This is a genomic window from Streptomyces sp. NBC_01591, from assembly GCF_035918155.1.
Classification (GTDB): Bacteria; Actinomycetota; Actinomycetes; order Streptomycetales; family Streptomycetaceae; genus Streptomyces.
The window spans coordinates 908,405-934,232 of sequence record NZ_CP109327.1; the positions used below are offsets into that span (position 1 = coordinate 908,405).

Below are 25,828 nucleotides of genomic sequence, written 5' to 3' on the forward strand. Positions count from 1 at the left end.
CCGGGAGGCAGCGCTTCCCGACGCCTCTCAAGATACCCCCTGGGGGTATCAAGTCAACCCGGGACCACCACTCAGGCGGGCACCACCAGTCCGTCGCGCAGCCGTTCCACCGCGGCTTCGGGAATGCGCAGGCCGTTGCGTACATATCCCTCGAGTCCGCCCCACCTCTCGTCCATGGCGTCCAGCGCCGTATCGAGATAGCGGGGGCGGACCTCGATGATCGCGGACGCGATATCCGGATCACCGCCCACGTCGAGGAAGTCCTGCACATAGGGCGCGAAGGCGACCCGTACCACCGGGTTCACCGCAAGGAACTCGGCACGCACGACATCGCGTGACGCGCCGGCCATCATCAGGAGGAGAGCGGTGGCCCAGCCGGTACGGTCCTTGCCCGCCGTGCAGTGGAAGAGCACCGGGCGGGCACGGTCGTCGGCGACCGTCTCGACGAAGGCCCGGTAGGCGGCGGACGCACCCGGCGAGAGCACCATCTGCCGGTAGGTCTCCGCGAACAGCCCCTCCGCCTTCCCGCCTCCCAGCATCTGCTCCGCGGCGACGGGGTCGGCGAGCAGTGCGCGCAGCCGGGCAGGCGCCACACCCGGATTGTCCCCGAGCACGTCGGCGACGAACAGCCGCGCCCCGGGAGGCAGCCGGTCGGGTGCCGCGGCGCGCTCGTCGGCGGTCCGCAGATCGACGACGGTACGGATGCCGAGCGCGGCCACCTGCGAGTCCTGCGCCGCGTCGAGCCCACTGAGCTGTCCGGACCGCAGCACGGCACCCGCCCGGACCCGGTGGTGCGGACCCAGGGCGATACCGCCCAGGTCGCGCAGGTTGAGGACGGTGGATGCCGGGACGGCCCTGGCGGTCTGCACGATGAACTTCCCCTTTTCCCGACGCGTATCCGAATTCATTCGGCTTGGCCGGACCAAATTGTCCGGATCAAACGTCGCACGCAGCCGGGAAATCGACAAAGTAAAACGCCGGGCGGCATCGATCGGGGGCATCTTCGGAGATAAAGGAAATGTGAAACCGCAACCGTCCACACCCAGGTCAGGGGCACACCACACCAATAGCGGTGTTTTCTCCGAAACCCCGCTCGAAGGGCAACGCCGGTCAGCGCACGCGCCGGTACTACGCCCCCTGAATTCCCGGCACCGCGATTCTCGCAGAGGCGGGACGGGTCAGGCGGCGAAATCTTCACCCGCACAGCCCGCGGAATCTTCGCCCTCAGAGGCTGACGACAGTGACCTCGGTCGCCTTGACGCTCGTCCATACGGCAGTCCCCTCGACGAGACCCAGCTCGGTCGCCGCTTCGGGGGTGATCTCGGCGACCAGGTCCGGCGCCTCGTCGGAGACGATCACCACCCGGAGCCGACTGCCGACGGCGGTGAGCTCGCGCACCGTTCCGGGCCAGACGTTACGGGGGCTTCCGCCGGGCCTGTCGTGGTGCACGGAGACCGCTTCGGGCGCGATGATCGCGAGGGCGGCCGCCCCCTCGGCAAGCGCGTCCGCGACGACCAGCCGGCCGCCGCCCGCGAGGGCCAGGGTGCCGTCGGGCGCGGCGGTGCCGGGCCAGGCGTTGCGGCCGAGCATCCGGGCGACCCAGGGCGAGCGGGGATGCCGGGTGACCTCGGCCGGTGGCGCGTACTGAAGGGTGCGGCCCTCGTCGAGCACGAGCACCCGGTCGGCCAGTGAAACCGCTTCGACGGGGTCGTGGGTGACGATCAGACAGACGCCGCCGAACCCGGCGAGATGGGTTCGCAGGGTGTGCCGGACATGGGCGCGGGTGGTCTGGTCGAGGGCGGCGAGCGGCTCGTCGAGCAGCAGCAGCCAGGGGCGGGCGGCGAGCGCCCTGGCCAGGGCGACGCGCTGGGCCTGGCCGCCGGAGAGCTGGGCGGGCCGGCGGTGGGCGAGGTGGCCGACACCCAGCCGGTCGAGCCACTGCTGCGCCTCGCGCCGGGCCTCGGCGCGGGCGACGCCGTGGGCGCGGAGCCCGTACGCGGTGTTCGTCAGCGCGCTCAGATGCGGGAAGAGCGCACCGTCCTGCGGCACCCAGGCGACCTGGCGGCGGTGCGGGGGCAGCGCGGTGACGTCGGTGTCGCCGAGGCGCAGCCGGGCCCGGGCGCGCGGGGTCAGGCCGAGGAGTGCGCGCAGCAGGGTCGTCTTGCCCGCGCCGTTGGGGCCGACGACGGCGATCGTGGTGCCGGGCGCCGCGTCGAGGGTCAGCCGGTTGAAGCCGGTGACCTCGGCATGCAGCGACCGTCGTTCCTGCGGGACCGGGGGCATCTCATGGCCCGCCCGGGCTGCCGTGTCCGTGTCGGCCGCGTCGTCCGCCGGGGGTTCCGAGCCGCGTGCGCGGTCGCGCGGCGCTCCGGTCCAGCGCCCGCGCAGAGTGATCAGTACGGCCATGGCGATGGCGAGCAGCAGCAGCGAGACGGAGGTGGCGGCCTCCGGGGAGTCCTGGAGCAGCAGGTAGACCTGGAGGGGAAGCGTCTGGGTGGTACCCGGCAGATTTCCCGCGAAGGTGATGGTGGCACCGAACTCGCCGAGCGCCCGCGCCCAGGTGAGTGCGGCCCCGGCGGCAAGCCCGGGGGCGACCATCGGGAGGGTGACGGTGAAGAACACCCGGACCGGTGAGGCCCCGAGGGAGGCCGCGGTCTCCTCGTATGCGGGGCGCAGTCCGGCCAGGGCGCCTTCGAGGCTGATGACGAGGAACGGCATCGCGACGAAGGTCGCCGCGACCACCGCGCCCGAGGTATGGAAGGGCAGTGTGATCCCGAAGGTGTCCTCCAGCCAGGGCCCCAGCAGTCCCCGGCGGCCGAAGCCGAGGAGGAGTGCCACGCCTCCGACGGTGGGCGGCAGCACCATCGGGAGTAGGACCAGCGAGCGCACGAGCGCCTTGCCGGGGAAGTCGGTCCGGGCCAGCAGCCAGGCCAGGGGCACCCCGAGCAGCAGCGAGAGGCCCAGTGCCCAGAAGGAGACGAGCAGGGACAGTCTGAGTGCCTGGGTGACTCCCGGGCTGGTCAGATGGGTCCCGAGGTCGGCCCAGGAGGTACGGGCCAGAATGCCGATCAGCGGAATCAGCAGGAACGCGACGGCGAGCAGCGCGGGGAGCGCCAGGGCGACGGGGGTGCGCATGCCGGGCACCCGGCTGCGGAGGGCTCTCATCGGAGGTTCCCGCGATCGGTCGGTTCGGGCAGGACTGGGGTCGCTCCCGCTCCCCCCGCCGACCGGACCCCGGTCGGCCGGACCGCGGGCCTGGGGTGCCCGGCGGATCAGGGCCGGACAGGCCCTACGGCTGCTGGAAGCCCGCCGACTGCAGGATCTTCTGCGCCTGCGGGGTGCTCAGCCACTTCACGAACGCCGTGGCCGCCTCGGCGTTCTCGGACTGTCGCAGCGTAGCCGCCGGGTAGGAGGCCACGGCGTTCTGTGCGTCGGGGATGTCGACGGCGTCGACCTTGTCGGTGGCCGTGGCGGCGTCGGTCTTGTAGACGATGCCCGCGTCGGCCTCGCCGAGCTCGACCTTGCTGAGGACCGCGCGGACGTTGGGCTCCTGCGAGACCGGCTCGACGGTGAGCTTCTGGGCGTCGAGGACCTGCTTGCTGTAGCGGCCGACGGGCACCTCGGGTGCCGCCAGGACGACCTTCAACCCGGGGTCCGTCAGGTCCTTCAGGCCCGCGATCTTCTCCGGGTTGCCCTCCCGGACGGCGATGACGAGGCGGTTCTTCGCGATAACGGTGGGCGTCGCGGTGTCGGACTTCAGCCCGTCCATCGTCTTGGTGTCCGCGGTGACGAGAGCGTCGGCGGGCGCGCCCTGCTTCACCTGGGCGGCGAGTTCCTGGGAACCGGCGAAGGAGAACGTCACCTTCGTACCCGGGTGTCCCTTCTCGTACGCGGCGCCCGCGGTCTTGAACACATCGGTGAGCGAGGCCGCGGCCAGCACCGTCAGCCGGGCCCCGGACGAATCCGCGGACTTCCCGCCGGGTTCCTTCTTGCTGTCGTCGCCGCTGCCGCACGCGGCGAGTGGGAGCAGCAGCGCGGCGGTGATGACCGCGGCGGCGGTGCGGCGCCCGGTGAGGGGGGTCGTCATGGTCCCGTGACTCCTTGGAGTTGATGCGTGCCGTGGGTGACGCGCGGTCAGACGCGATCGATGTGCACACTGGTGGACTTCACGCGGGCGGTGGCCTGCATGCCGACCTCCAGCCCCAGTTCCTCGACGGCCTCCCGCGTGAGCAGTGACACCAGCCGGTGCGGGCCTGCCTGGATCTCGACCTGGGCCGCGACATCGCCGAGTTTCACCGCGGTGACGATGCCGGGGAAGGCGTTGCGGGCCGAGGTGTACGAGGGGTCGTCCTCGCCTCCCGCGCCCTGGCCGATCTCGATGGAGAACGCGGCCAGGTCACGGCCGTCGATGAGCCTGCGGCCGCTTTCGTCGCGGTGGGTGGCGACCCTTCCGGCGTCCGCCCAACGACGGGCCGTGTCGGGGCTGACCCCCAGCAGACGCGCCGCCTGCCCGATTGTGTAGGACTGCATGTGCGACAAGATATTCGAATCCGGCTTGCAGCTGCAATCCGTCCGAGTGATCTGTGGAGCAAATGCCAGGCGTCTTGGAGGAATCACCAAGCGCCGGATCCGGGCCGTCTACGCGACGGTGGGTGAAGGATCAAGTGCGCTCCGGAGAGGGCAAGGTCACAAGCGGAACCCATGCTGCCCTCAAGCCCCCTGACCTAGCATCTGGGCATGACGGTCCTGCCTGCCGACGGGCTTTCGTTGGCCGCCGAATTCCCTGCCCCCGCCCATGAGCACTGGCAACACCTCGTCGAAGGTGTGCTGCGCAAGTCGGGCAAGGAGGCTGCGGGTTCGGCCGCCGAGGAAGCGCTGTCCACCACGGTGGAGGACGGGCTCATCACCCGCCCCCTCTACACCTCGCGCGACAGCGCGCCCGATGCCGGATATCCGGGCTTCGCCCCCTTCACCCGCGGCAGCCAGGCCGAGGGCAACGCGGCGGGCGGCTGGGACGTACGGCAGCGGCACACCCTCCCGGATCCCGCGCGCCTCAACGAGGCGGTGCTCGCCGATCTGGAGAACGGCGTCACCTCGCTGTGGCTGACCGTGGGCGGTGCCGCAGGTGTTCCCGTGTCCGCGCTGGCGGCGGCCCTGGACGGCGTCTACCTCGATCTGGCTCCCGTGGTGCTCGATGCCGGCGGCGAGACCGACGCCGCGGCGACGGAGTTGCTGCGGATCTGCGCGGAGCGGGGCGTCGACACGCGGAGCGTGCGCGGCAGCCTCGGTGCGGACCCGTTCGGGCAGGCCGCCCGCAGCGGCGCCGAGCCCGACCTGTCGGCCGCGGTCCACTGGGCGCAGCGGTGCGTACGGGAGTTTCCCGGACTGCGGACGCTGACCGTCGACGCACTGCCGTACCACGAGGCCGGCGGCTCCGCAGCTGAAGAACTGGGTGCTTCGCTGGCGACCGGTGTCGCCTGTCTGCGGGCGCTGACGGACGCCGGACTCCCGGTCGAAGACGCCTGCGGGCAGCTGGAGTTCCGGTACGCGGCGACCGCCGACCAGTTCCTGACCATCGCCAAACTGCGGGCCGCGCGCCGGCTGTGGTCCCGGGTGGCGGAGGTGTGCGGGGCCGCCGACGCCGGCGCCCAGCGCCAGCACGCGGTGACGTCGTCGGTGATGATGACGCGGCGCGATCCCTGGGTGAACATGCTGCGCACGACGCTGGCGTGTCTGGGGGCGGGTGTCGGCGGCGCCGACTCCGTCACCGTGCTGCCGTTCGATCACGCCCTGGGCCTGCCGGACGCGTTCGCCCGGCGCATCGCCCGCAACACGTCGACGATCCTGCTGGAGGAATCGCACCTGGCCCGGGTGATCGACCCGGCCGGCGGCTCCTGGTACGTGGAACGGCTCACTGCCGAACTCGCCGACGCCGCATGGTCGTTCTTCCAGGAGATCGAGCGGTCCGGCGGCCAGGCCGCCGCCCTTCGCTCGGGGATGATCGGCGAGCGTCTCGCGGCCACCTGGGCGGCGCGCAGCAAGGACCTGGCGCGCCGCAAGGAGCCGATCACCGGGGTCAGCGAGTTCCCGCAGCTGGCGGAGCGACCGGTGGAGCGCGAGCCGGCCCCCGCCGGACCGGCCGCATCGGGCGGTCTGCCCAGGGTCCGCCGTGACGAGGCGTTCGAGGCGCTGCGCGCCCGGTCGGACGCGCACCTCGAGGTGACCGGACAGCGGCCGAGGGTGTTCCTCGCCGCGCTCGGCCCCGCCGCGGCCCACACCGCGCGGGTGTCGTTCGCCGCCAACCTCTTCCAGGCGGGCGGCATCGAACCGGTCCACGACCCGGTCTCGGTCGACGCGACCACGGCCGCCGACGCGTTCAGGGCCAGCGGGGCCGCCGTGGCGTGCCTCTGCTCCAGCGACGCGCTCTACGCCGAGCAGGCCGGGGCGGTCGCCGAGGCGCTGGGATCGGCGGGGGCGCGGCGGGTGTTCCTGGCCGGCCGGCCCGGCGAGTACGCCGGCGTCGACGAGTACGTCTTCGCGGGCTCCGATGTGGTGGCCGTCCTCTCCTCCCTCCTCGACCGTATGGATGTGGCGTAATGCGTATCCCTGACTTCTCCGGCATCGAGCTCGGTACGGGCGGCGCCGCCGAGGTGTCCGAGGACCGGTGGCGGACCTCGGTGAAGGAGTCCTCCGGCAGTTCCGACGGCGACCTGCTGTGGGAGACCCCGGAAGGTATCGCGGTCAAGCCGCTGTACACCGGGCACGACCTCGAAGGGCTCGACTTCCTCGGTACGTATCCGGGCATCGCCCCGTATCTGCGCGGCCCGTACCCGACGATGTACGTCAATCAGCCCTGGACGATCCGGCAGTACGCCGGGTTCTCCACCGCCGAGGAGTCCAACGCCTTCTACCGCCGCAACCTCGCGGCCGGACAGAAGGGCCTCTCCGTCGCCTTCGACCTGCCGACCCACCGTGGCTACGACAGCGACCACCCGCGGGTGACCGGCGATGTCGGCATGGCGGGCGTGGCGATCGACTCGATCTACGACATGCGGCAGCTCTTCGACGGCATCCCGCTGGACCGGATGTCGGTGTCGATGACGATGAACGGCGCGGTGCTCCCCGTGCTCGCGCTGTACATCGTGGCCGCGGAGGAACAGGGCGTCGGGCCCGAGAAGCTGGCCGGGACCATTCAGAACGACATTCTGAAGGAGTTCATGGTCCGCAACACCTACATCTATCCGCCGAAGCCCTCGATGCGGATCATCTCCGACATCTTCGCGTACACCTCGCAGAAGATGCCGCGCTACAACTCGATCTCCATCTCCGGCTATCACATCCAGGAGGCGGGTGCGACGGCCGATCTGGAGCTGGCGTACACCCTCGCGGACGGAGTGGAGTACCTGCGGGCCGGCCGGGACGCCGGTCTCGACGTGGACGCGTTCGCACCGCGGCTGTCGTTCTTCTGGGCGATCGGCATGAACTTCTTCATGGAGATCGCGAAGCTGCGGGCGGCCCGGCTGCTCTGGGCCAAGCTGGTCAAGGAGTTCGAGCCGAAGAACGCCAAGTCGCTTTCGCTGCGCACCCATTCGCAGACCTCGGGGTGGTCGCTGACCGCGCAGGACGTGTTCAACAACGTCACCCGGACCTGTGTGGAGGCGATGGCCGCCACACAGGGGCACACCCAGTCGCTGCACACCAACGCGCTCGACGAGGCGCTCGCCCTGCCGACGGACTTCTCCGCCCGGATCGCCCGGAACACCCAGCTGCTGCTCCAGCAGGAGTCGGGCACCTGCCGGGTGATCGACCCGTGGGGCGGCAGCGCGTACGTGGAGAAGCTGACGTACGACCTGGCGCGCCGGGCCTGGCAGCACATCGAGGAGGTCGAGGCGGCGGGCGGCATGGCGCAGGCCATCGATGCGGGCATCCCGAAACTCCGGGTGGAGGAGGCCGCGGCCCGCACCCAGGCGCGGATCGACTCCGGGCGCCAGCCGGTGATCGGGGTGAACAAGTACCGGGTGGAGAGCGACGAGCAGATCGATGTGCTCAAGGTCGACAACTCCTCGGTGCGCGCCCAGCAGATCGAGAAGCTGCGCCGGCTGCGCGAGGAGCGCGACGAGTCGGCCTGCCAGGCCGCGCTGCGCGCGCTCACGACGGCGGCCGAGCGGGACCCCGGCCCCGGCCTCGAAGGCAATCTGCTGGCACTCGCCGTCGACGCGGCGCGCGCGATGGCGACCGTGGGCGAGATCTCGGACGCCCTGGAGAAGGTGTACGGGAGGCATGCGGGCCAGATCCGTACGATCTCCGGTGTGTACCGCAACGAGGCAGGTGAATCCCCTTCCGTGGACCGGACCCGGGCTCTGGTGGACAGGTTCGAGGAGGCCGAGGGGCGCCGTCCGCGCATCCTGGTCGCCAAGATGGGCCAGGACGGCCACGACCGCGGCCAGAAGGTGATCTCGACCGCCTTCGCCGACCTGGGCTTCGACGTGGACGTCGGCCCGCTGTTCCAGACGCCGGCCGAGGTGGCACGGCAGGCGGTGGAGGCGGACGTGCACATCGTGGGCGTCTCCTCGCTGGCCGCAGGGCACCTCACGCTGGTGCCGGCGCTCCGCGAGGAGCTGGCGGCCGAGGGGCGCGACGACATCATGATCGTGGTGGGCGGGGTGATTCCGCCGCAGGACATCGAGGCGCTGCACGAGGCGGGCGCGACGGCCGTGTTCCCGCCCGGCACGGTCATCCCGGATGCCGCGTACGACCTGGTGACGCGGCTCGGTGCCGCGCTCGGCCACGAGCTGTGAGCCGCTGACCCGATGGCACCGAAGATCGACATCGACAGCTATGTGAAGGGGGTGCTCGACGGGAAGCGGGCGCACATCGCGCGCGCCATCACTCTCGTCGAGTCCACCCGACCCGATCACCGGGCGCTGGCCCAGCAGTTGCTGCGCGAGCTGCTGCCGCACTCCGGCGCTGCCCGGCGGATCGGCATCAGCGGCGTGCCGGGGGTCGGGAAGTCCACCTTCATCGACGCGCTGGGCACGATGCTCACCGGGCTCGGGTACCGGGTCGCGGTGCTGGCCGTCGATCCCTCCTCCAGTCGTACGGGCGGCTCCATCCTGGGCGACAAGACCAGGATGGAGCGGCTCGCGGTGGATCCGGCGGCGTTCGTGCGCCCGTCCCCCACCGCCGGGACGCTCGGCGGGGTGGCCAAGGCGACCCGGGAGTCCATCGTGGTGATGGAGGCCGCGGGATACGACGTGGTGCTGGTGGAGACGGTCGGCGTCGGACAGTCCGAGACGGCGGTGGCCAATATGGTCGACACGTTTCTGCTATTGACGCTGGCCCGGACCGGCGATCAGCTCCAGGGCATCAAGAAGGGCGTCCTGGAGCTGGCGGACGCGATCGCGGTCAACAAGGCGGACGGCCCGCACGAGCGCGACGCGCGCGCGGCGGCGCGTGAACTGGCGGGTGCGCTGCGGCTGATGCACCCGGTGGACGCGGCGTGGACGCCTCCGGTGCTCACCTGCAGCGCCCGTGAGTCGGCCGGTCTCGACACCCTGTGGGAGCGGCTGGAGCAGCACCGCGCGCTGCTGGAATCGACCGGGCGGCTCGCCGCGAAGCGGCGTGACCAGCAGGTCGACTGGACGTGGACGATGGTGCGGGACGAGCTGCTGGAGAGTCTGCGCGGCCATCCGGAGGTGCGTGCGCTCGCTCCGGGGCTGGAACAGCGGGTACGGGACGGCGAGTTGACAGCCACGTTGGCGGCCGAGCGGATCCTGGGCGCGTTCCGGGGCACGGCCTGATCCGAACGACGGGCCCCGGGCGCCGGCATCGGTCCGGCGGTCGGGGCCTCCCCCGATCCGCCGGACGGCAAGCTCCTACAGATCGAGCTGGTACTCGACCGACCTGTGTGTCGGCTCGTAGCCGAGCGCGTCGTTGATGCTCCGCATGTGCGTATTGCTGTCGGCGGTGTCCGTCAGCAGCCCTTCCAGGCCCGGGTGGCGTTCGCGGGCCCGGAGGATGGACCGCGCTTTCATCCACCGGCCGAGGCCGTGCCCCCGGTGTTCGGGCAGGACTCCGGTGCCGTAGTGCTGGCCGTCGCCCTTTCCGTCGCCCGGGACGACGAGTTCCGTGAAGCCCACGATGGTGGAGTCGGACTCGTCGACCGCCGCGACCGTGTGGAGCAGGTCGCCGCGTGCCGCGATGGCCGCCGCCGCGGACCGGACCCGGTCCACGTCCCAGACGACCGTGCCGAAGTCGGTGTCGTCCATGGGCATGTCGTCCATGGCCCGGCGAGAAGCGGCGAACGTCGGCGCGAGCTCGTCCGGGACGGTGCCGTCCCAGGAGATGAGCCGGTAGCCCGGATGCGGCTGCCCGACGGTCCGGCGCAGGGTCCCGGTGTCGGCCTCGGCCAGCGGGAGCCGGACGTACGTCAGGGTCAGGACCTTGCGCAGTCCTTTGGCCCGCAGGAAATGATCCCCTGCCGAACCGGCCTCGACCTGCGCGATGACGCTGCGCCGGCCCTCCTCGCGGGCGGCTGCGACCACCGTGTCGAGCAGCCGCGAGCCGACGCCGTTGCGGCGCTCCGCGGGGTGGACGTTCAGTTCCAGTTCGGCGAGGTGGTCCTGGCCCTCGCGGGTGAAGAGGCGCAGGAACGCCGAGCCGACGGGGTGACCCGCGGGGTCGGAGGCGAGCCAGGCCGAACGGTGGCTCCCGCCGGACCGGTCGGGGTCGGCCAGCACGGTGATGCGTATCGACAAAGTGACTCCTCCGCGCCCCGGGGCGCCGATCGGGATGGGTGAGCGGGCGGGTGGCCCGGAGAACCACATCACTCCGCAAACACCACAGCAACCGGATATCGGGAACGTCGACACGGTTTCGTTCCCCGAGGGCCGTGGTACTGTCCAATTGGTACATGTGCCCGCCTCGTCTTGAGGCGCCGGTGCCGAATCAGCTCTCCGAGGCTGCCGCGCCCGTTCTTTTCCGACCGGCGATCCAGCTCTCCGCTTCATCTCATCCAGTTCGGACCGGGTTATCGCCGTTCGGACTTTCCCGCCCGTCGTCGGGGGTGTGATCCCTTCCGCCCCGCGCCGTCCGGCCCCTTCGTTCGCCATGTCCGCGAAAGGACCACCCTTCATGACCAGCACTCTCGAACACCCGCTGCACCAGCATGAGTTGACCACCGAGTCCGCAACCACCGCCAAGGCCACCGGGGCCGTCGGCGTCCTCGACATCACGCACCAGGGAAACGGCGCGCTGCGCGCCCGGGACGGCCGTCCCTCCCCCGGCGACGTACTGGTCCCGGCCGCCCTGATCCGCCGCCACGGCCTGCGCCGGGGCGATGCCGTCGAGGGGCTCTGCGACCGGCCTCGCACCCTGTCCAGCGTGGAGCGGGTCAACGGCCGTTCCCCGCATGCGCTTCGCGGCCGGCCGCACTTCCGCGATCTCACCCCGCTCCACCCGAGGCAACGGCTGCGGCTGGAGACACCGTCCGGCGGTGCCGCGATGCGTCTCGTCGACCTGGTCGCGCCGATCGGCAAGGGGCAGCGCGGGCTCGTCGTCGCGCCGCCCAGAACCGGAAAGACGGTGCTGCTCCAGCAGGTCGCCGCCGCCGTCGCCGCCAACCACCCCAAGTGCCACCTGATGGTGGTGCTGGTCGACGAACGCCCCGAGGAGGTCACGGACATGCGCCGGTCCGTACGGGGCGAGGTGCTCGCCTCGACGTTCGACCGGCCCGCGAAGGAGCACATCGCACTCGCCGAACTCGCGGTCGAACGTGCCAAGCGGCTGGTCGAGCAGGGCCAGGACGTCGTCATCCTGCTCGACTCGCTCACCCGCCTGTGCCGCGCCCACAACAACGCCTCCGCCGCAGGCGGACGCACCCTCAGCGGCGGCGTCGACGCGGCCGCACTGCTCGGCCCCAAGCAGCTCTTCGGCGCCGCACGACTCGCCGAGGAGGGCGGCTCCCTCACCATCCTGGCCACCGCGCTGGTGGAGACGGGCTCCCGTGCCGACGACTACTTCTTCGAGGAGCTGAAGAGCACCGGCAACATGGAACTCCGGCTCGACCGCGCCCTGGCGGACAGGCGCACCCATCCGGCCGTGAACATCCCGGCGTCCGGCACCCGGCGCGAGGAACTCCTCGTGCCGGAAGGCGAGTTGCGGGTGGTACGGGGACTGCGGCGCGCACTGCACGCCAGGGACCCGCGGACCGCGCTCGAAACGCTGCTGGACCGGATCCGCCACACCCCGGACAACGCGGCGTTCCTCCGTTCCGTCCACCGCACCGTCCCGGAAGCCTGAGCCTGTCCGGGCCGCGCCGGCGATCAGGTGCCGGTGTGCAGCGAGGCGGTGTGTTCACGGACCTCCGCCGGTGTGAGGTAGGGGTACGTGTGCTCGAAGTCGCGTAGCTTGGCCGGCTGCCGGGACAGGAAGCCGGTGCGTACGAAGTCGTCGCCCGCGACGGCGTTGAGGATCCAGTTGGTCATGACCCGCGCCTTGGCGACATTGGTGCGCAGTGCCGACCAGTGGTAGCCACGGGCAACGGCCTGTGCGGGGACTCCGTGCAGCTCGACGCCGAGCGGTTTGGAGACCGCGTCCTTGCCACCGAGGTCCACGACGAGGCCGAGGTCCTTGTGGACGTACGGCTTCAGCGGCTGGTGCCGCAGTGTCGCGATGAGGTTGTCGGCGAGCCTGCGGCCCTGGCGCATGGCGTGCTGTGCGGTGGGCGGGCAGACCGCTCCGTCGCCCTTGCTCAGGTCCGGCACGGCCGCGCAGTCGCCGAGGGCGAAGACGCCGTCGAAGCCCGGCAGGCTCATCTCTGGTGTGACGGCCAGCCGGCCGCGTACCGTCTCCGCGTCGAACGTGCTGACCAGCGGACTCGCCGCGACGCCCGCCGTCCAGATCAGGGTCCGGCAGGGCAGCACCCGGCCGTCGGTGAAGGTGACCTTCGCCGGGGCGGCCTCGGCGATCGAGACCCCGAGCGACACCTCGATGCCGCGTGCGCGCAGCACCTCCAGGGCGCTCCGGCCCAGCTTGTCCCCCAGCTCGGGCATCAGCTTCGGGGCGATGTCGATGAGATGCCACTTGATCAGCTTCGGGTCGAGCCGCGGGTAGTGCCTGACCGCGTTGCTGGTGAGGCGCTGCAGACAGGCCGCCGTCTCGGTGCCCGCGTAGCCACCGCCGACCACCACGAACTGCAGCCGCGAAGCCCGTTCGTTCTCGTCGTGGCTGGCGTCCGCGAGGTCGAGCTGGGCGATCACGTGGTCCCGTACGTAAGCGGCATCGGCCAGGGTCTTCATGCCCCGTGCGTTGTCCAGCAGCCCGGGGATGTCGAAGGTGCGGGTGACGCTCCCGGCACTGAGCACGATGTAGTCGTAGGGCTCGTAGACGATCTCGTCGGTGATCTTGCGGATGACGCAGATCTTCGCCTCGGGATCCACACCGATGGCCCCGCCCGGAATGATCCGGGTGCGGTGCTTGCGGCTGCGGCGCAACGAGACGGCGACCGACTGCGGGGTGAGCACACCCGACGCCACCTGCGGCAGCAGGGGGAGATAGAGCTGGTACGAGAACGGGGCGACGAGCGCGATCTCCGCCTCGCCCGGGATGAGCCCGCGCTCCAGACGGCGTACGCACTCCACTCCGGCGAATCCGGCGCCGACAACGAGGATCCTGGGTCGTGCCACGGTGTTCGTCCCTTCTCGGGCCTGTACGTTCATCCGTTCGCCTGCCCCGTCGCACGCGCCCGTCCTCTCTCATCTTCACGAGCCGCGGGCGAGTTCGCCTGCTGGGGGCGGCGGACGGACGACACACCCGGTCAGCGGGTCAGCAGGGTGACCGCGGTGCAGGTGCCGCCGACCGCGCCGACGAGCACGACACCGGTGGCCACGCAGCGTGCCTTGAGCATGCGGTAGCGCGCCTCGTACTCGCCGCGCAGCGAGGTGGCGCGGGCGGAGATCCGGGAGAGCGTCGCCCGTGACGCGGCGAGGCGGTCGGCGGTGTAGACGCGCTCCACGTCCTCACGCTGGGCGGTGGTGAGCCAGGGCAGCTCGTCGGTGAAGCGGCCCGCCCGGCGGCGGGCCTCCTCGACCTCGGCATTCCACAGCAGGTAGCCCTGCAGCTGTGCCAGACCGCGGGCGCTGTCCTTGTCGGGGTCCACTCGCTCCTCCTCTCCCCGGGCGGTCGTGCTCACGCCCGCTCGTCCCCCGGGGGCCGGGGCATCTCGATGTCCGGACGGCTGAGGGCTTCGTCGAGCGCGCGGACCGAGGGGTGGTGCAGGTCGAAGGCCGGGGATTCGGAACGGATCCGCGGCAGGGTGTGGAAGTTGTGCCGAGGCGGCGGGCAGGAGGTCGCCCACTCCAGCGAACGGCCGTAGCCCCACGGGTCGTCGACCCCGACGTTCCTGCCGTACTTGGCGGTCTTCCACACGTTGTAGAGAAACGGCAGCGTCGAAAGGCCGAGCAGGAACGAGGAGATCGTCGAGATCGTGTTGAGCGCGGTGAAACCATCGGCGGCGAGGTAGTCCGCGTAACGGCGCGGCATGCCCTCGGCACCGAGCCAGTGCTGCACCAGGAACGTGCCGTGGAAGCCCACGAACAGCGTCCAGAACGTGATCTTGCCGAGCCGCTCGTCCAGCAACTTGCCGGTGAACTTCGGCCACCAGAAGTGGAATCCGGCGAACATCGCGAAGACCACGGTGCCGAAGACGACGTAGTGGAAGTGCGCGACGACGAAGTACGAGTCCGAGACGTGGAAGTCCATCGGGGGCGACGCGAGGATCACACCGGTCAGACCGCCGAAGAGGAAGGTCACCAGGAAGCCGACCGACCAGAGCATCGGTGTCTCGAAGGACAGCGATCCCTTCCACATCGTGCCGATCCAGTTGAAGAACTTCACACCGGTCGGTACCGCGATGAGGAAGGTCATGAACGAGAAGAACGGCAACAGCACACCGCCCGTGACGAACATGTGGTGCGCCCACACGGTCGCGGAGAGACCCGCGATGGCGATCGTCGCGCTGATCAGGCCGATGTAGCCGAAGATCGGCTTCCGGCTGAAGACCGGGATGACCTCACTGACGATGCCGAAGAACGGCAGGGCGATGATATACACCTCCGGGTGGCCGAAGAACCAGAAGAGGTGCTGCCAGAGCAGTGCGCCGCCATTGGCCGCGTCGAAGACGTGCGCGCCGAACTTGCGGTCCGCCTCCAGTACCAGGAGGGCCGCCGCGAGGACCGGGAAGGCCAGCAGGACCAGCACACCGGTCAGCAGGACGTTCCAGACGAAGATCGGCATGCGGAACATCGTCATGCCGGGGGCGCGCATGCAGATGATCGTGGTGATGAAGTTGACCGATCCGAGGATCGTGCCGAAGCCGGAGAAGGCCAGCCCCATGATCCACATGTCGCTGCCGATGCCCGGTGAGCGGACCGCGTCGGTCAGCGGGGAGTAGGCGAACCAGCCGAAGTCCGCCGCCCCGTTCGGGGTGAGGAAGCCGGCCACGACGACGATCGAGCCGAAGAGGTACAGCCAGTAGGCGAACATGTTCAGCCGCGGGAACGCCACGTCGGGCGCGCCGATCTGCAGCGGCATGATCCAGTTCGTGAACCCGGCGAACAGCGGCGTCGCGAACATCAGCAGCATGATCGTGCCGTGGATCGTGAACGCCTGGTTGAACTGCTCGGGCGAGACGATCTGGATCCCGGGACGCGCCAGCTCGGCGCGCATGACCAGGGCCAGCACACCGCCGATCATGAAGAAAGCGAACGAGGTGACGAGATAGAGCGTGCCGATCGTCTTGTGGTCGGTGGTGGTCAGCCATTTGATGACGACGTTTCCCGGTTCCTTGGCGCGGACCGGAAGTTCGTTCGCGTACTCCTCCTCTTCGTCGGCTGCCCCTGTTGTGCCCGTCGTCGTCACTGGGACGCTCCTTCGATTGTCATTCGCGGGTGGACCGAGCACCCGGCAGGGGCGCCGTTCCCACCGGGACCGCCGACAGACCGGTCCCGCGCGCGTCACGCCAGATTCCAGTTGCAGCAAATCAGCCGCGGGGCTGCTATGTGTGGCCCGCCGCCCGCCGTCACGCGACATTCACCCGTCAGGGCGCCCGCGGGCACGGGCTGCGTCTCGGACCGTCGGTCCACCGCGGGCCCGGGAGCTGCGGGCCGAACTCCTTTGCTGTCCGGTGCCGTTGCCGCGTGATCCGGCGAACGCCCCGACCGGGGGCGGGCTCCCCCGGCGATGCTCAGGCCACGCCTTCGGTGCCGGTCCCCGTCCCGGTCCCGGACACGGAACCGCCCCGGTCGGGCATGGTGCCGACCGGGGCGGGAGGGTGGGGCGCCGGGATGCGCCCCTTTCCGCGAGTGTCTCGTCAGGCTTCCGTCAGCCGATGGCCGCGATGGCCTGGACGAACGTCGCCGACGGACGCATGACGGCGGAGGCCTTGGCCGGGTCCGGCTGGTAGTAGCCACCGATGTCGACGGGCGAGCCCTGCACCGCGATCAGCTCGTCGACGATGGTCTGCTCCTGCTCGCCCAGCGTCTTCGCGAGCCCGGCGAACGCCTGCGCGAGCTGTGCGTCGTCGGTCTGCTGCGCCAGCTCCTGGGCCCAGTACAGGGCCAGGTAGAAGTGGCTGCCGCGGTTGTCGATGCCACCCAGCTTGCGGCTCGGCGACTTGTCCTCGTTGAGGAAGGTGCCGGTCGCGCGGTCGAGCGTGTCGGCGAGGATCTGGGCGCGCGCGTTGCCCGTGGTCGTCGCCAGGTGTTCGAAGCTGGCCGCGAGCGCGAAGAACTCGCCCAGGCTGTCCCAGCGCAGGTAGTTCTCCTTGACGAGCTGCTGGACGTGCTTGGGCGCGGAGCCGCCGGCGCCCGTCTCGAACAGGCCGCCGCCGTTCATGAGCGGGACGACGGAGAGCATCTTCGCGCTCGTGCCCAGTTCGAGGATCGGGAACAGGTCGGTCAGGTAGTCACGCAGCACGTTGCCGGTGACGGAGATGGTGTCCTCACCGCGGCGGATGCGCTCCAGCGAGAACGCGGTCGCCTTCTCCGGCGACATGATCTCGATCTGCAGGCCGTCGGTGTCGTGGTCGGCGAGGTACTTCTTGACCTTGGTGATCAGCTGCGCGTCGTGGGCGCGGGCCTCGTCCAGCCAGAACACGGCCGGGACGCCGGTGGCGCGGGCGCGGGTGACGGCGAGCTTGACCCAGTCCTGGATCGGCAGGTCCTTGGCCTGGCACATACGGAAAATGTCGCCGGCGCCGACGGCCTGCTCCAGCACGACGTCGCCGCTGCCGTCGACGACCCGCACCGTGCCGGTGGTGGGGATCTCGAAGGTCTTGTCGTGGCTGCCGTACTCCTCGGCCTTCTGTGCCATCAGGCCGACGTTCGGCACCGAGCCCATGGTCGACGGGTCGAAGGCGCCGTTGGCGCGGCAGTCGTCGATGACGACCTGGTAGACACCCGCGTAGCTGCTGTCCGGCAGGACGGCGAGGGTGTCGGCCTCCTGGCCGTCCGGTCCCCACATGTGGCCGGAGGTGCGGATCATGGCCGGCATAGAGGCGTCGACGATGACATCGCTCGGGACGTGCAGGTTGGTGATGCCCTTGTCGGAGTCGACCATGGCCAGCGCGGGGCCCTCGGCGAGCTCGGCCTCGAAGGACGCCTTGATCTCGGCGCCCACGTGCGGCACCGAGTCCAGGCCGTTGAGGATGGCGCCGAGACCGTCGTTCGGGGACAGGCCGGCGGCTACGAGCACCTCGCCGTACTTGGCGAAGGTGTTCGGGAAGAAGGCGCGGACCACGTGACCGAAGATGATCGGATCGGAGACCTTCATCATGGTGGCCTTGAGGTGTACGGAGAACAGCACGCCCTCTGCCTTGGCGCGGGCGACCTGCGCGGTGAAGAACTCGCGCAGGGCGGCGACGCGCATGACCGCCGTGTCGACGACCTCACCCGCGAGCACCGGCACCGACTCGCGCAGAACGGTGGTGCTGCCGTCGTCGCCCGCGAGCTCGATGCGCAGCGAACCGGCCTCGGCGATGACCGTGGACTTCTCGGTGGAGCGGAAGTCGTCGACGCCCATGGTGGCGACGTTCGTCTTCGAGTCGGCGGACCACTTGCCCATGCGGTGCGGGTGCGCCTTGGCGTAGTTCTTGACCGAGGCGGGGGCACGGCGGTCGGAGTTGCCCTCGCGCAGCACGGGGTTCACCGCGCTGCCCTTGACCTTGTCGTAGCGCGCGCGGACGTCCTTGTCCTCGTCGGTCTGCGGGTCGTCCGGGTAGTCCGGGAGCGCGTAGCCCTGCGCCTGCAGCTCGGCGATGGCCGCCTTCAGCTGCGGGATCGAGGCCGAGATGTTCGGAAGCTTGATGATGTTGGCCTCGGGGCGCTTGGCCAGCTCGCCGAGCTCGGCGAGCGCGTCGTCGATGCGCTGGCCCTCCTGAAGACGCTCGGGGAAGCCGGCGATGATGCGTCCGGCCAGCGAGATGTCACGGCTCTCGACATTGACCCCGGCCGTCGAGGCGTACGCCTGGATCACGGGCAAGAACGAATACGTCGCCAGGGCCGGGGCCTCGTCGGTGTGTGTATAGATGATGGTCGAGTCAGTCACCCTGTGCTCCGCTCCACGTCTGCAACATTGCTTGACATCAAGATATCTCGTGATCCCCCCGGCCTCGACAGGGCCCTGCCTTCATCGGCGGCGAAGCGTGTCACCACGGCCACACACCGCAATATGTGCCCCGCCCCGGCCCGGCGGCCGCCCGTCGGCGTACGCCCCGGTCGCCGCGTACACACCACACCCGCCCCCCGATCACGATCGCACCCGGCAGCGCTCCCGACGGGAGGCTGCGCGGGCAACAGGCAGGTGTCATACGGTGGTTGTCCCACTGCACACCAGAAGGAGCGCACACATGCCGGTCTCGCTGGGTCTCGGTCTTCCGCAGATGAAGCAGTACGACATCGGCCGCGATGTGGCCGCCGTGGCACGCGCGGCGGAGGAGGCCGGCTACGAGAGCCTGTGGGTCTTCGAGCGGATCATCTTTCCCGAGCCCGCCACACAGGGACTGTACGGCGTTCCGGGGCTGCCCTGGCCCGAGCAGTACCGCAGTGTCGCCGACCCGCTGATCACGCTCGCGCTGGCCGCCGGGGCGACGAGCCGGGCGCGGCTCGGCACCAGCGTCCTGGTCGCGCCGCTGCACGTACCGTTCCAGCTGGCCCGTTCGCTCGCCTCGCTCGATGTCGCGAGCGGCGGCCGGGTGATCGCGGGCCTCGGCACGGGCTGGTCCCTGGACGAGTACGCGGCCGCGTCGGTCGCCCCCTTCGAGAAGCGCGGCGCGGTCCTGGACGAGCTGCTGGACGTGTGCGCGGCCGTCTGGGGCCCGGATCCGGTCTCGTACGAGGGCGAGCTGACCACCATCGCCCCGTCCGAGGTCGGTCCGAAGCCGGTGCGCCCCATCCCGGTCTATCTGCCGGCGAACAGTCCCCGGGCCACCCGCCGCCTGGTCGACCGGGCGGACGGCTGGATGCCCGTGGCCATGGGCGCCGCGCAGCTGGCCGAGCAGTGGAAGCGGGTCCAGGACCTGGCGGCCGAGCGCGGCCGGGAGCGTCCGGTCGGCGTCTGCGCCCGCGCCAATGCCATGTACAGCGCCGAACCGGTCGCCAGTGCGGGCCGCGCCGCCTTCCACGGCAGTGTGTCCCAGATCGTCGAGGACCTGGTGGCCCATGCCGAGACGGGGGTTCCGGAGATCATGCTGGATCTCCAGGGCACCACACGCGACGCCTCGGAGCTGATCGACGTGGCGGCCGAGGTGTACGCGGCGGCGCGGGCGGCGGGCGTCTGACAGCACGGCGACGGAACGGGTACGACGCGAAGGGCGGCGCTTCGGGCGGTGGCCCCGGTACCCGCTCCGACGGTCACCGGCCGCCCGCCGTTCGTGCGGACATCCGTTCAGCTGCCTTCGGCACAACGTGATACCCCGTCAGTAGAGTCGGCAGTGAATCGGCGAATCCAGCCCGGCCCGTGTGCTCCCTGCTCAGCGCCGGAACTTCCCACCTCGCTAGGAGATACCGTTGAGGATGCTGATCAACGTCCCCGAAACCGTTGTCGCGGACGCACTGCGCGGTATGGCCGCCGCCCATCCCGAGCTGACCGTGGATGTCGACAACCGTGTCGTCGTACGACGCGACGCGCCCGTGGCCGGGAAGGTGGCGCTCGTCTCCGGTGGCGGTTCCGGGCACGAGCCGCTGCATGCGGGGTTCGTCGGGCCCGGGATGCTCTCCGCGGCCTGCCCCGGAGAGGTGTTCACCTCGCCCGTGCCGGATCAGATGGTGCGGGCCGCCGCCGCGGTCGACAGCGGGGCGGGGGTGCTGTTCGTCGTCAAGAACTACACGGGTGACGTGCTGAACTTCGAGATGGCGGCCGAGCTCGCCGAGGACGAGGGGTTGCAGGTCGCCCAGGTGCTCGTCAACGACGACGTGGCGGTGACCGACAGCCTGTACACGGCCGGCCGGCGAGGCACGGGCGCGACCCTGTTCGTCGAGAAGATCGCCGGGGCGGCGGCCGACGAGGGTGCGCCACTGGACCGGGTGGCGGCCGTCGCCCGGCAGGTGAACGAGGCGTCGCGGAGTTTTGGGGTGGCTCTCGGCGCCGTGACCACACCGGCCAAGGGCTCCCCCACGTTCGATCTGCCGCCGGGTGAGCTGGAGCTCGGCATCGGCATCCATGGCGAGCCGGGGCGGGAGCGGCGGCCGATGATGACCTCGCGGGAGATCGCGGACTTCGCGGTGCACGCGGTGCTGGACGACCTGCGGCCGACCGGACCGGTGATCGTGCTGGTCAACGGTATGGGTGCGACGCCGCTACTGGAGCTGTACGGGTTCAATGCCGAGGTCCAGCGGGTGCTGTCCGAGCGGGGAGTCGTGGCAGCTCGTACGCTCGTGGGGAACTACGTGACCTCGCTCGACATGGCGGGCTGTTCGGTGACGCTCTGCCAGGTGGACGAGGAGCTGCTGCGACTCTGGGACGCGCCGGTGGAGACGCCGGCGCTGCGTTGGGGCCGTTGATCCGCCCGTACCGCATCCCGTCCTGCTGGAGCTACAAGGAGATCATGTGCTCGACACCGACTTCTTCCACCGTTGGATGACCGCGGCCGCGGCTCTGGTGAGCCGTGAGGCGGACCACCTCACCGACCTCGACTCCGCGATCGGGGACGCCGATCACGGCAGCAACATGCAGCGGGGGTTCACAGCGGTGACCGCGGTCCTCGACAAGGAGCCACCGCAGACTCCGGGGGCCGTACTGATGCTGGCCGGAAGGCAGTTGATCTCGACGGTCGGCGGTGCTTCGGGCCCCTTGTACGGGACGCTGCTGCGGCGTACGGGTAAGGCCCTGGGCGACGCCCCCGCCGTGACGCCGCAGCAGCTGGCGGAGGCGCTCGGGGCGGGCGTCGCGGCCGTGGCGCAGCTCGGTGGGGCGCAGGCCGGGGACAAGACGATGCTCGATGCGCTGCTGCCGGCCGCCGAGGCGCTCGGCACCTCGTTCGGGGCGGCCCGGGAGGCGGCCGAGGCGGGCGCGCTGGCGACGGTGCCGATGCAGGCCCGCAAGGGCAGGGCGAGCTACCTGGGCGAGCGCAGCATCGGTCATCAGGATCCCGGGGCGACGTCCTCGGCCCTGCTGATCGCCGCACTGGCCGACACCGGAGCGGCGGACGGGAGTAAGGCATGAGTGACGGGAATCAGGTCGGCATCGTGCTGGTCTCGCACAGCGGCCCGGTGGCCGAGTCCGTCGCCGAGCTGGCCAAGGGCCTTGCCGCGGGCGGCGCCACGGCTCCGGTGGCTGCCGCCGGAGGCACCCCCGCGGGCGGCCTCGGGACGAGTGCGGAACTGATCGCCGAGGCCGCCAGGTCGGTGGATTCCGGCGCGGGCGTCGCGCTGCTGGTCGATCTGGGCAGCGCGGTGCTGACGGTCAAGTCGATGCTGGCCGAGGGTGACGAGCTGCCGGACGGCTCGCGGCTGGTGGACGCGCCGTTCGTGGAGGGTGCCGTGGCGGCCGTGGTCACCGCGTCGGCGGGCGGCGACATCGCGGCGGTGGAGGCTGCGGCCTCGGAGGCGTACGGGTACCGCAAGCTGTAGGCGGGCGGGGCCGCCCGCACCGTGGCGTGGGTGCGGGGCGGCCCTGGACGGGTGCGGGGCGGGTCGGCGCCCTGGGGTGGGCGGACACGCCCCAGGGCCTGTCCGGCGCGCCGGGCCGGACAGGTTCTCGGTCCGTCAGGCGGCCGACGCGGACCCGGCCGCCCCGATCCTGATCTGCACCTTCTGTGTCGTGCCGTTGACCGCGACGGCGAGTGTGATCGTGCCCGGCCGGAGCGCGGTGAGGGTGCCGGTGGACGGGTCCAGTACCGCCGTGTGGCGGTGACGGGCGCCACTCCGGTCGCCGATGTGGACGTTCGGGGAGCCGGTCCAGTCCGCGGCCAGCGGGAAGCCGACCGGGACGCTGCGGGTCTGCTGGGTGACGGTCGCGGTGACTTTCGTACGGCTTCCGGTGCCGAGCACCGAAGGCGCGTCGATCCTCAACGCGTCCACATGTGCGCGGGTCTGCACGGAGACCCAGTCGGGCCCGCCCTGCCACGGCCGTTGCCGCGCGGCGGCCTGTGCTCCGTGGGTGACGCGGTCGGCGCCGACCAGCGACCAGCCGGTGAAGCCGCCCTCGTCCGCGGGCCCGGCCGGTGCCTTGCCGGAGTTGCCGTTGATCAGATACGGCACTCCGTCGACGTGCGAGGCGTGGAAGACCCCCACGTGACTGCCGATGAAGGCCGCGCCCTTGCCCGTCGTACGGCGGAAGTCGGCGAGCCACTGTTCGACCAGGGCCGCCTCCTTGCGGTCCCCGAGCTGGCTGCCCTTCTGCACGGTCGGATCGCGCGGCGGCACATGCTCGATCAGCATGAGCGAATCGACGGTCCGGTCCTTCGCCGCCGCGTCCAGCTGGGCGCGGAGCTGCTCGATCTGGGCGAAGCCGCCGCCGCGCAGGCTGAGGCTGGATGTGTCGAGCGTGACGAAGCGGGTGCCCTTGTGGTCGAACGTCCGCTGGGCGGGCCCGAATTCGGTGATGAAGTTGTCGATCCTGCCGCCCATCACCTCATGGTTGCCCGGCACGTAGTACCAGGGCAGCGAGTCGCCGAGTTCCTCGGTGAGGATGCGGCGGGCGAAGGCCAGGTCCGCGGGCGATCCCTCGTCGACGAGGTCCCCGTTGATGACCAGGAAGTCCGGGGCCGCCGCCTTGATCTCGCGCAGGGTGCGCCGTGCCTGGGTGACGATCGCGCTGTCCGGGTCGCGGGCGACGAACTGGGCGTCGGACATCACCGCGAACTGCCAGTCCCTGCGCCCGGTCACGGCCGCCGGGTCGATCAGCGGGTCGGCAGAAGCGGCCTGTTCGGGCAGGTCGACGGTGGGCGGGACCTGGGCGGTGAGGTCGTCGATCACGATCTCACCGGTGTACTGCTCGGCCGCCGCGGTCTCCGCGATGTAGAAGCGGGACACGGAGAGCGGCATGGCTGCTCCCGGCGGCACGGCGAAGGTGACCTGCCGCCAGCCGTTCCAGGTGACGTACGGTCCGCGCAGCAGTTGGTCGGAGCCGGCCGCGTCCTTGAGGTGCAGGGTCGGCCAGGCGCCCCGGCCGTCGCCCTTGATCCACAGCTTGAACGACTGGGGCTGGCCGGGCACGGTGACCGGCTGGGGCGGGGCGGCGTAGGCGGCGCGGGTGGCGGTGGACCGGGTGAAGTCGTAGGTGAGCTTCAGTGCGGTGCCGGTGTGGCCGTCGGGCGTGGCCGCCAGCGATCCGTCCGCCCTGGCCTGGCTGAATTTCCAGGAACCGGCGTCGTCGAAGGAGGAGACGGACTGCTCGGTGAGGCCGACGCTGACGGCGAGGACGGTGGTGGTGCCCGCGACGGTCGCCTTGATCTGTCCGGCGCCGGAGCCGGTGCGTGAGGCGACGGTGAAGGAGCCCTGTCCGTCGTCGCGGATGTCGAAGAGGGCTCGGTCGTAGTAGACCGCGATGTCGCGTGGTTCGACGGGGGCGCTGGTGCCGTGGGCGTCGAGCCCGACGATGCCGAACGTTCCGGTCGCCCCGGCGTCGGCGAGGCCCACCCGCTGGGTGGTGGGCTCGATCCGGGCCAGCTCGTCGAGGACGGTCAGGGAGGTGGTGCCGTGCGCCGGTCCGCGTTCGGCCCGTACATCGGTGGTGCCGCCGCGGCGTGCGGTGAAGAGCCCGTTGCCGTCGACCGTGCCGACCGATCCCCGTGCCGTGTGCCAGCGCGGGGTGCCCTGCGCGGGGCCGTACGTCTCGTCGTATCCGGTCGCGGTGAGGCGTCGGGTGAGGCCGGGGAAGACCCGGTCGGGGTGGCCGCCCTTGACGGGGTCGGCGCCCGGCGCGGAGCCGGCGGGCGTGCGGGGCTGGACCCAGTAGCCCTTCAGCCGGCCGCTGCCGTCGGGGGCGGTGAGGGCGAGGCCGTTGGGGACGGTGCGTTCGCTGCCGTCGGACGGGCTGTTCTCCACCCGGAGCGCGTCGCTGCCGGGTTCGCGGGCGACGAGGGTCGATGATCCGCCGCCGTCCAGGTTGAGTGCGCTGTACGATCCGGCGCGCTTCATCATCAGGGCGAGTTCGGTGAGGGTGACGCCGCCGCTGTCGGCCTGCCGCCCGTCGACGGTGAGGATCTGCATGGTCCGGCCGTCCTCGGAGAAGCCGACGGCGGTGCGGGGTGCGGCGGTGTTGTTGCCCTCGCCGTCGTGGTTCTGCGCGACTCCGTCGACGACCAGGAGTTCCCGGCCGCCGACGGCGGTGCGCGGCACGGTCCCGCCGTCGGTACGTGCCCGGTAGGTCAGGGACACCGGGTCGCCGGGCTTCAGGGCGTCGAGCGCGACGGCTCCGGCCTCACGGCCGACCAGGACGGTGGTGCCGTCGAGGACGGCCCCCGATCCGGGTGCGTGCGAGACGGAGACGACCTTGCCGTCCCGTACGACCGCTTCGGCGACCGGGGTCGCCTTGTCCACGGTCAGGGCGCGGTCGGCAATTCCCCAGGCAGAGGTGTACGCGCCGACTCCGCCGGCCGGCACATTGGCCGCGTTGTACGCGGCGAGCGGCCGCTGCCCGGCGGGCAGGGTGAGCGTCCCCTCGAAGTACAGGTTCAGGATGCGGCCCGCGCTGTCGGGGCCGATTCCGACGGCCCGGTTGATCCCGGGGGCGGGCGACTGGACGGTGGCCCCGTCCTTGATGCCGATCCCCTCGGGCGCGCCGGTCTGGTTGATGTCGAAGAAGTCCGCGTTGATCGCGGCTACGGTGCGGCGGCCGCGGCCCGCGTCGTGTCCGGCGGCGAGTTCGGAGACGGTGTGCCGCTCGGAGACCTTGCCGGAGGAGAGGTAGTCGGCGCGTACGCCGCTGCCGTCGAGGTCCACCGAGAGGTTGTCCACCCGCAGCCACTTGCCGGACTCGAGCCGGTCGTACGAGCTGAGGCGGGCCCCCGGGGCGATCGGGCGGGACGTGCGTGCGGTCTCGATGCCGTCGCCGTCCGCGACCGACCGGGGTGCCCCCGCCGGGTTGCTCGCGGGCGGTGGGGCGACCGGTCTGAGGATCTCGGCAGGGGTGCGGGGACGTGGGTCGGGGGTCGGATCGGCGAGTGCGGGAGAGACCGCGCCGACGGTCATGGCGGACACCGTCGCGAGCAGCACGAGCGGGCGCGCGACCGTCCCGAGTCCTCGCGCCGCCCTCCCGCGCGGTCCGGTTGTCCTGCCGACTATGCCAAGGCCCACAAGTCCTCCTGGGATTGCGATGGTTGCGCGGCCCG

18 protein-coding genes are annotated in these 25,828 nt (G+C 71.1%); 8 read left to right on the plus strand and 10 right to left on the minus strand.

The features are described from left to right. Nucleotides 1-71: 71 nt before the first annotated feature. The 4 genes from OG978_RS04500 to OG978_RS04515 all read right to left on the minus strand — a co-directional run bounded on the left by OG978_RS04500 (nucleotide 72) and on the right by OG978_RS04515 (nucleotide 4,530). Nucleotides 72-869, minus strand: coding sequence for a tyrosine-protein phosphatase (locus OG978_RS04500; RefSeq protein WP_326763919.1), 798 nt, complete (start codon nucleotides 867-869; stop codon nucleotides 72-74). Between the two features lie 355 nt (nucleotides 870-1,224). Next, entirely contained in the window at nucleotides 1,225-3,165 is a 1,941-nt protein-coding gene (locus OG978_RS04505; RefSeq protein ID WP_326763920.1) for an ABC transporter permease, read from the minus strand. Between the two features lie 124 nt (nucleotides 3,166-3,289). Beyond that, the gene (gene modA / locus OG978_RS04510; RefSeq protein ID WP_326763921.1) at nucleotides 3,290-4,087 is read right to left on the minus strand and encodes a molybdate ABC transporter substrate-binding protein; all 798 of its coding nucleotides are present in this window, start codon (nucleotides 4,085-4,087) and stop codon (nucleotides 3,290-3,292) included. A 47-nt stretch (nucleotides 4,088-4,134) separates the two neighbouring features. Beyond that, a complete protein-coding gene (locus OG978_RS04515; protein ID WP_326763922.1) occupies nucleotides 4,135-4,530 on the minus strand; it encodes a TOBE domain-containing protein in 396 nt (131 codons plus the stop codon). A gap of 207 nt (nucleotides 4,531-4,737) precedes the next feature. Here OG978_RS04515 and mutA point away from each other — a divergent pair, with 207 nt between their 5' ends. From mutA to meaB, 3 genes are read left to right on the plus strand one after another with little or no spacing between them, the layout of a single operon-like run. After that, the gene (mutA, locus tag OG978_RS04520) at nucleotides 4,738-6,597 is read left to right on the plus strand and encodes a methylmalonyl-CoA mutase small subunit (RefSeq protein ID WP_326763923.1); all 1,860 of its coding nucleotides are present in this window, start codon (nucleotides 4,738-4,740) and stop codon (nucleotides 6,595-6,597) included. Then, nucleotides 6,597-8,798 (plus strand): methylmalonyl-CoA mutase, encoded by a 2,202-nt coding sequence (scpA, locus tag OG978_RS04525; RefSeq protein ID WP_326763924.1) that lies wholly within the window; start codon nucleotides 6,597-6,599, stop codon nucleotides 8,796-8,798. The genes mutA and scpA overlap by 1 nt, the downstream gene beginning before the upstream one ends. 12 nt (nucleotides 8,799-8,810) lie before the next feature. After that, complete coding sequence (meaB, locus tag OG978_RS04530; protein WP_326763925.1) at nucleotides 8,811-9,800, plus strand: methylmalonyl Co-A mutase-associated GTPase MeaB; 990 nt, start codon at nucleotides 8,811-8,813, stop codon at nucleotides 9,798-9,800. A 75-nt stretch (nucleotides 9,801-9,875) separates the two neighbouring features. Here meaB and OG978_RS04535 read toward each other — a convergent pair whose 3' ends face one another. Beyond that, nucleotides 9,876-10,757 carry a GNAT family N-acetyltransferase gene (locus OG978_RS04535; RefSeq protein ID WP_326763926.1) on the minus strand — a complete coding sequence of 294 codons (882 nt, stop codon included), beginning with the start codon at nucleotides 10,755-10,757 and terminating at the stop codon, nucleotides 9,876-9,878. Between the two features lie 376 nt (nucleotides 10,758-11,133). Between OG978_RS04535 and rho the strand changes: the two genes are divergently transcribed. Further along, nucleotides 11,134-12,300, plus strand: a complete 1,167-nt coding sequence (gene rho, locus OG978_RS04540) for a transcription termination factor Rho (RefSeq protein WP_326763927.1) — start codon at nucleotides 11,134-11,136, stop codon at nucleotides 12,298-12,300. 23 nt (nucleotides 12,301-12,323) lie between these two features. Here the strand turns inward: rho and OG978_RS04545 are convergent, their stop codons facing one another. The 4 genes from OG978_RS04545 to OG978_RS04560 all read right to left on the minus strand — a co-directional run bounded on the left by OG978_RS04545 (nucleotide 12,324) and on the right by OG978_RS04560 (nucleotide 18,603). After that, nucleotides 12,324-13,685, minus strand: a complete 1,362-nt coding sequence (locus OG978_RS04545) for an NAD(P)/FAD-dependent oxidoreductase (protein ID WP_326763928.1) — start codon at nucleotides 13,683-13,685, stop codon at nucleotides 12,324-12,326. 131 nt (nucleotides 13,686-13,816) lie between these two features. Next, a complete protein-coding gene (locus OG978_RS04550; protein ID WP_326769927.1) occupies nucleotides 13,817-14,158 on the minus strand; it encodes a hypothetical protein in 342 nt (113 codons plus the stop codon). A 29-nt stretch (nucleotides 14,159-14,187) separates the two neighbouring features. Beyond that, nucleotides 14,188-15,918: an aa3-type cytochrome oxidase subunit I gene (gene ctaD / locus OG978_RS04555; protein ID WP_326763929.1), complete on the minus strand. Its 1,731-nt coding sequence runs from the start codon at nucleotides 15,916-15,918 to the stop codon at nucleotides 14,188-14,190. Between the two features lie 462 nt (nucleotides 15,919-16,380). Beyond that, on the minus strand, nucleotides 16,381-18,603 hold the full coding sequence (locus OG978_RS04560) for an NADP-dependent isocitrate dehydrogenase (protein WP_326763930.1): 2,223 nt from the start codon (nucleotides 18,601-18,603) through the stop codon (nucleotides 16,381-16,383). Between the two features lie 301 nt (nucleotides 18,604-18,904). On the opposite strand from OG978_RS04560, the gene OG978_RS04565 reads away from it, so the two are divergent. The 4 genes from OG978_RS04565 (at nucleotide 18,905) to OG978_RS04580 (ending at nucleotide 22,124) form a co-directional block, all read left to right on the plus strand. Then, nucleotides 18,905-19,834, plus strand: coding sequence for an LLM class F420-dependent oxidoreductase (locus OG978_RS04565; protein WP_326763931.1), 930 nt, complete (start codon nucleotides 18,905-18,907; stop codon nucleotides 19,832-19,834). Between the two features lie 229 nt (nucleotides 19,835-20,063). Then, entirely contained in the window at nucleotides 20,064-21,056 is a 993-nt protein-coding gene (gene dhaK, locus OG978_RS04570) for a dihydroxyacetone kinase subunit DhaK (RefSeq protein ID WP_326763932.1), read from the plus strand. 46 nt (nucleotides 21,057-21,102) lie between these two features. Beyond that, a complete protein-coding gene (dhaL, locus tag OG978_RS04575) occupies nucleotides 21,103-21,717 on the plus strand; it encodes a dihydroxyacetone kinase subunit DhaL (RefSeq protein WP_326763933.1) in 615 nt (204 codons plus the stop codon). Next, the gene (locus tag OG978_RS04580) at nucleotides 21,714-22,124 is read left to right on the plus strand and encodes a PTS-dependent dihydroxyacetone kinase phosphotransferase subunit DhaM (protein WP_326763934.1); all 411 of its coding nucleotides are present in this window, start codon (nucleotides 21,714-21,716) and stop codon (nucleotides 22,122-22,124) included. Before dhaL ends, OG978_RS04580 begins: the two co-directional genes overlap by 4 nt. Nucleotides 22,125-22,259: 135 nt before the next feature. On the opposite strand, the gene OG978_RS04585 is transcribed toward OG978_RS04580, so the two are convergent. Further along, nucleotides 22,260-25,688 carry a phosphodiester glycosidase family protein gene (locus tag OG978_RS04585; RefSeq protein WP_326763935.1) on the minus strand — a complete coding sequence of 1,143 codons (3,429 nt, stop codon included), beginning with the start codon at nucleotides 25,686-25,688 and terminating at the stop codon, nucleotides 22,260-22,262. Nucleotides 25,689-25,828: the final 140 nt, after the last annotated feature.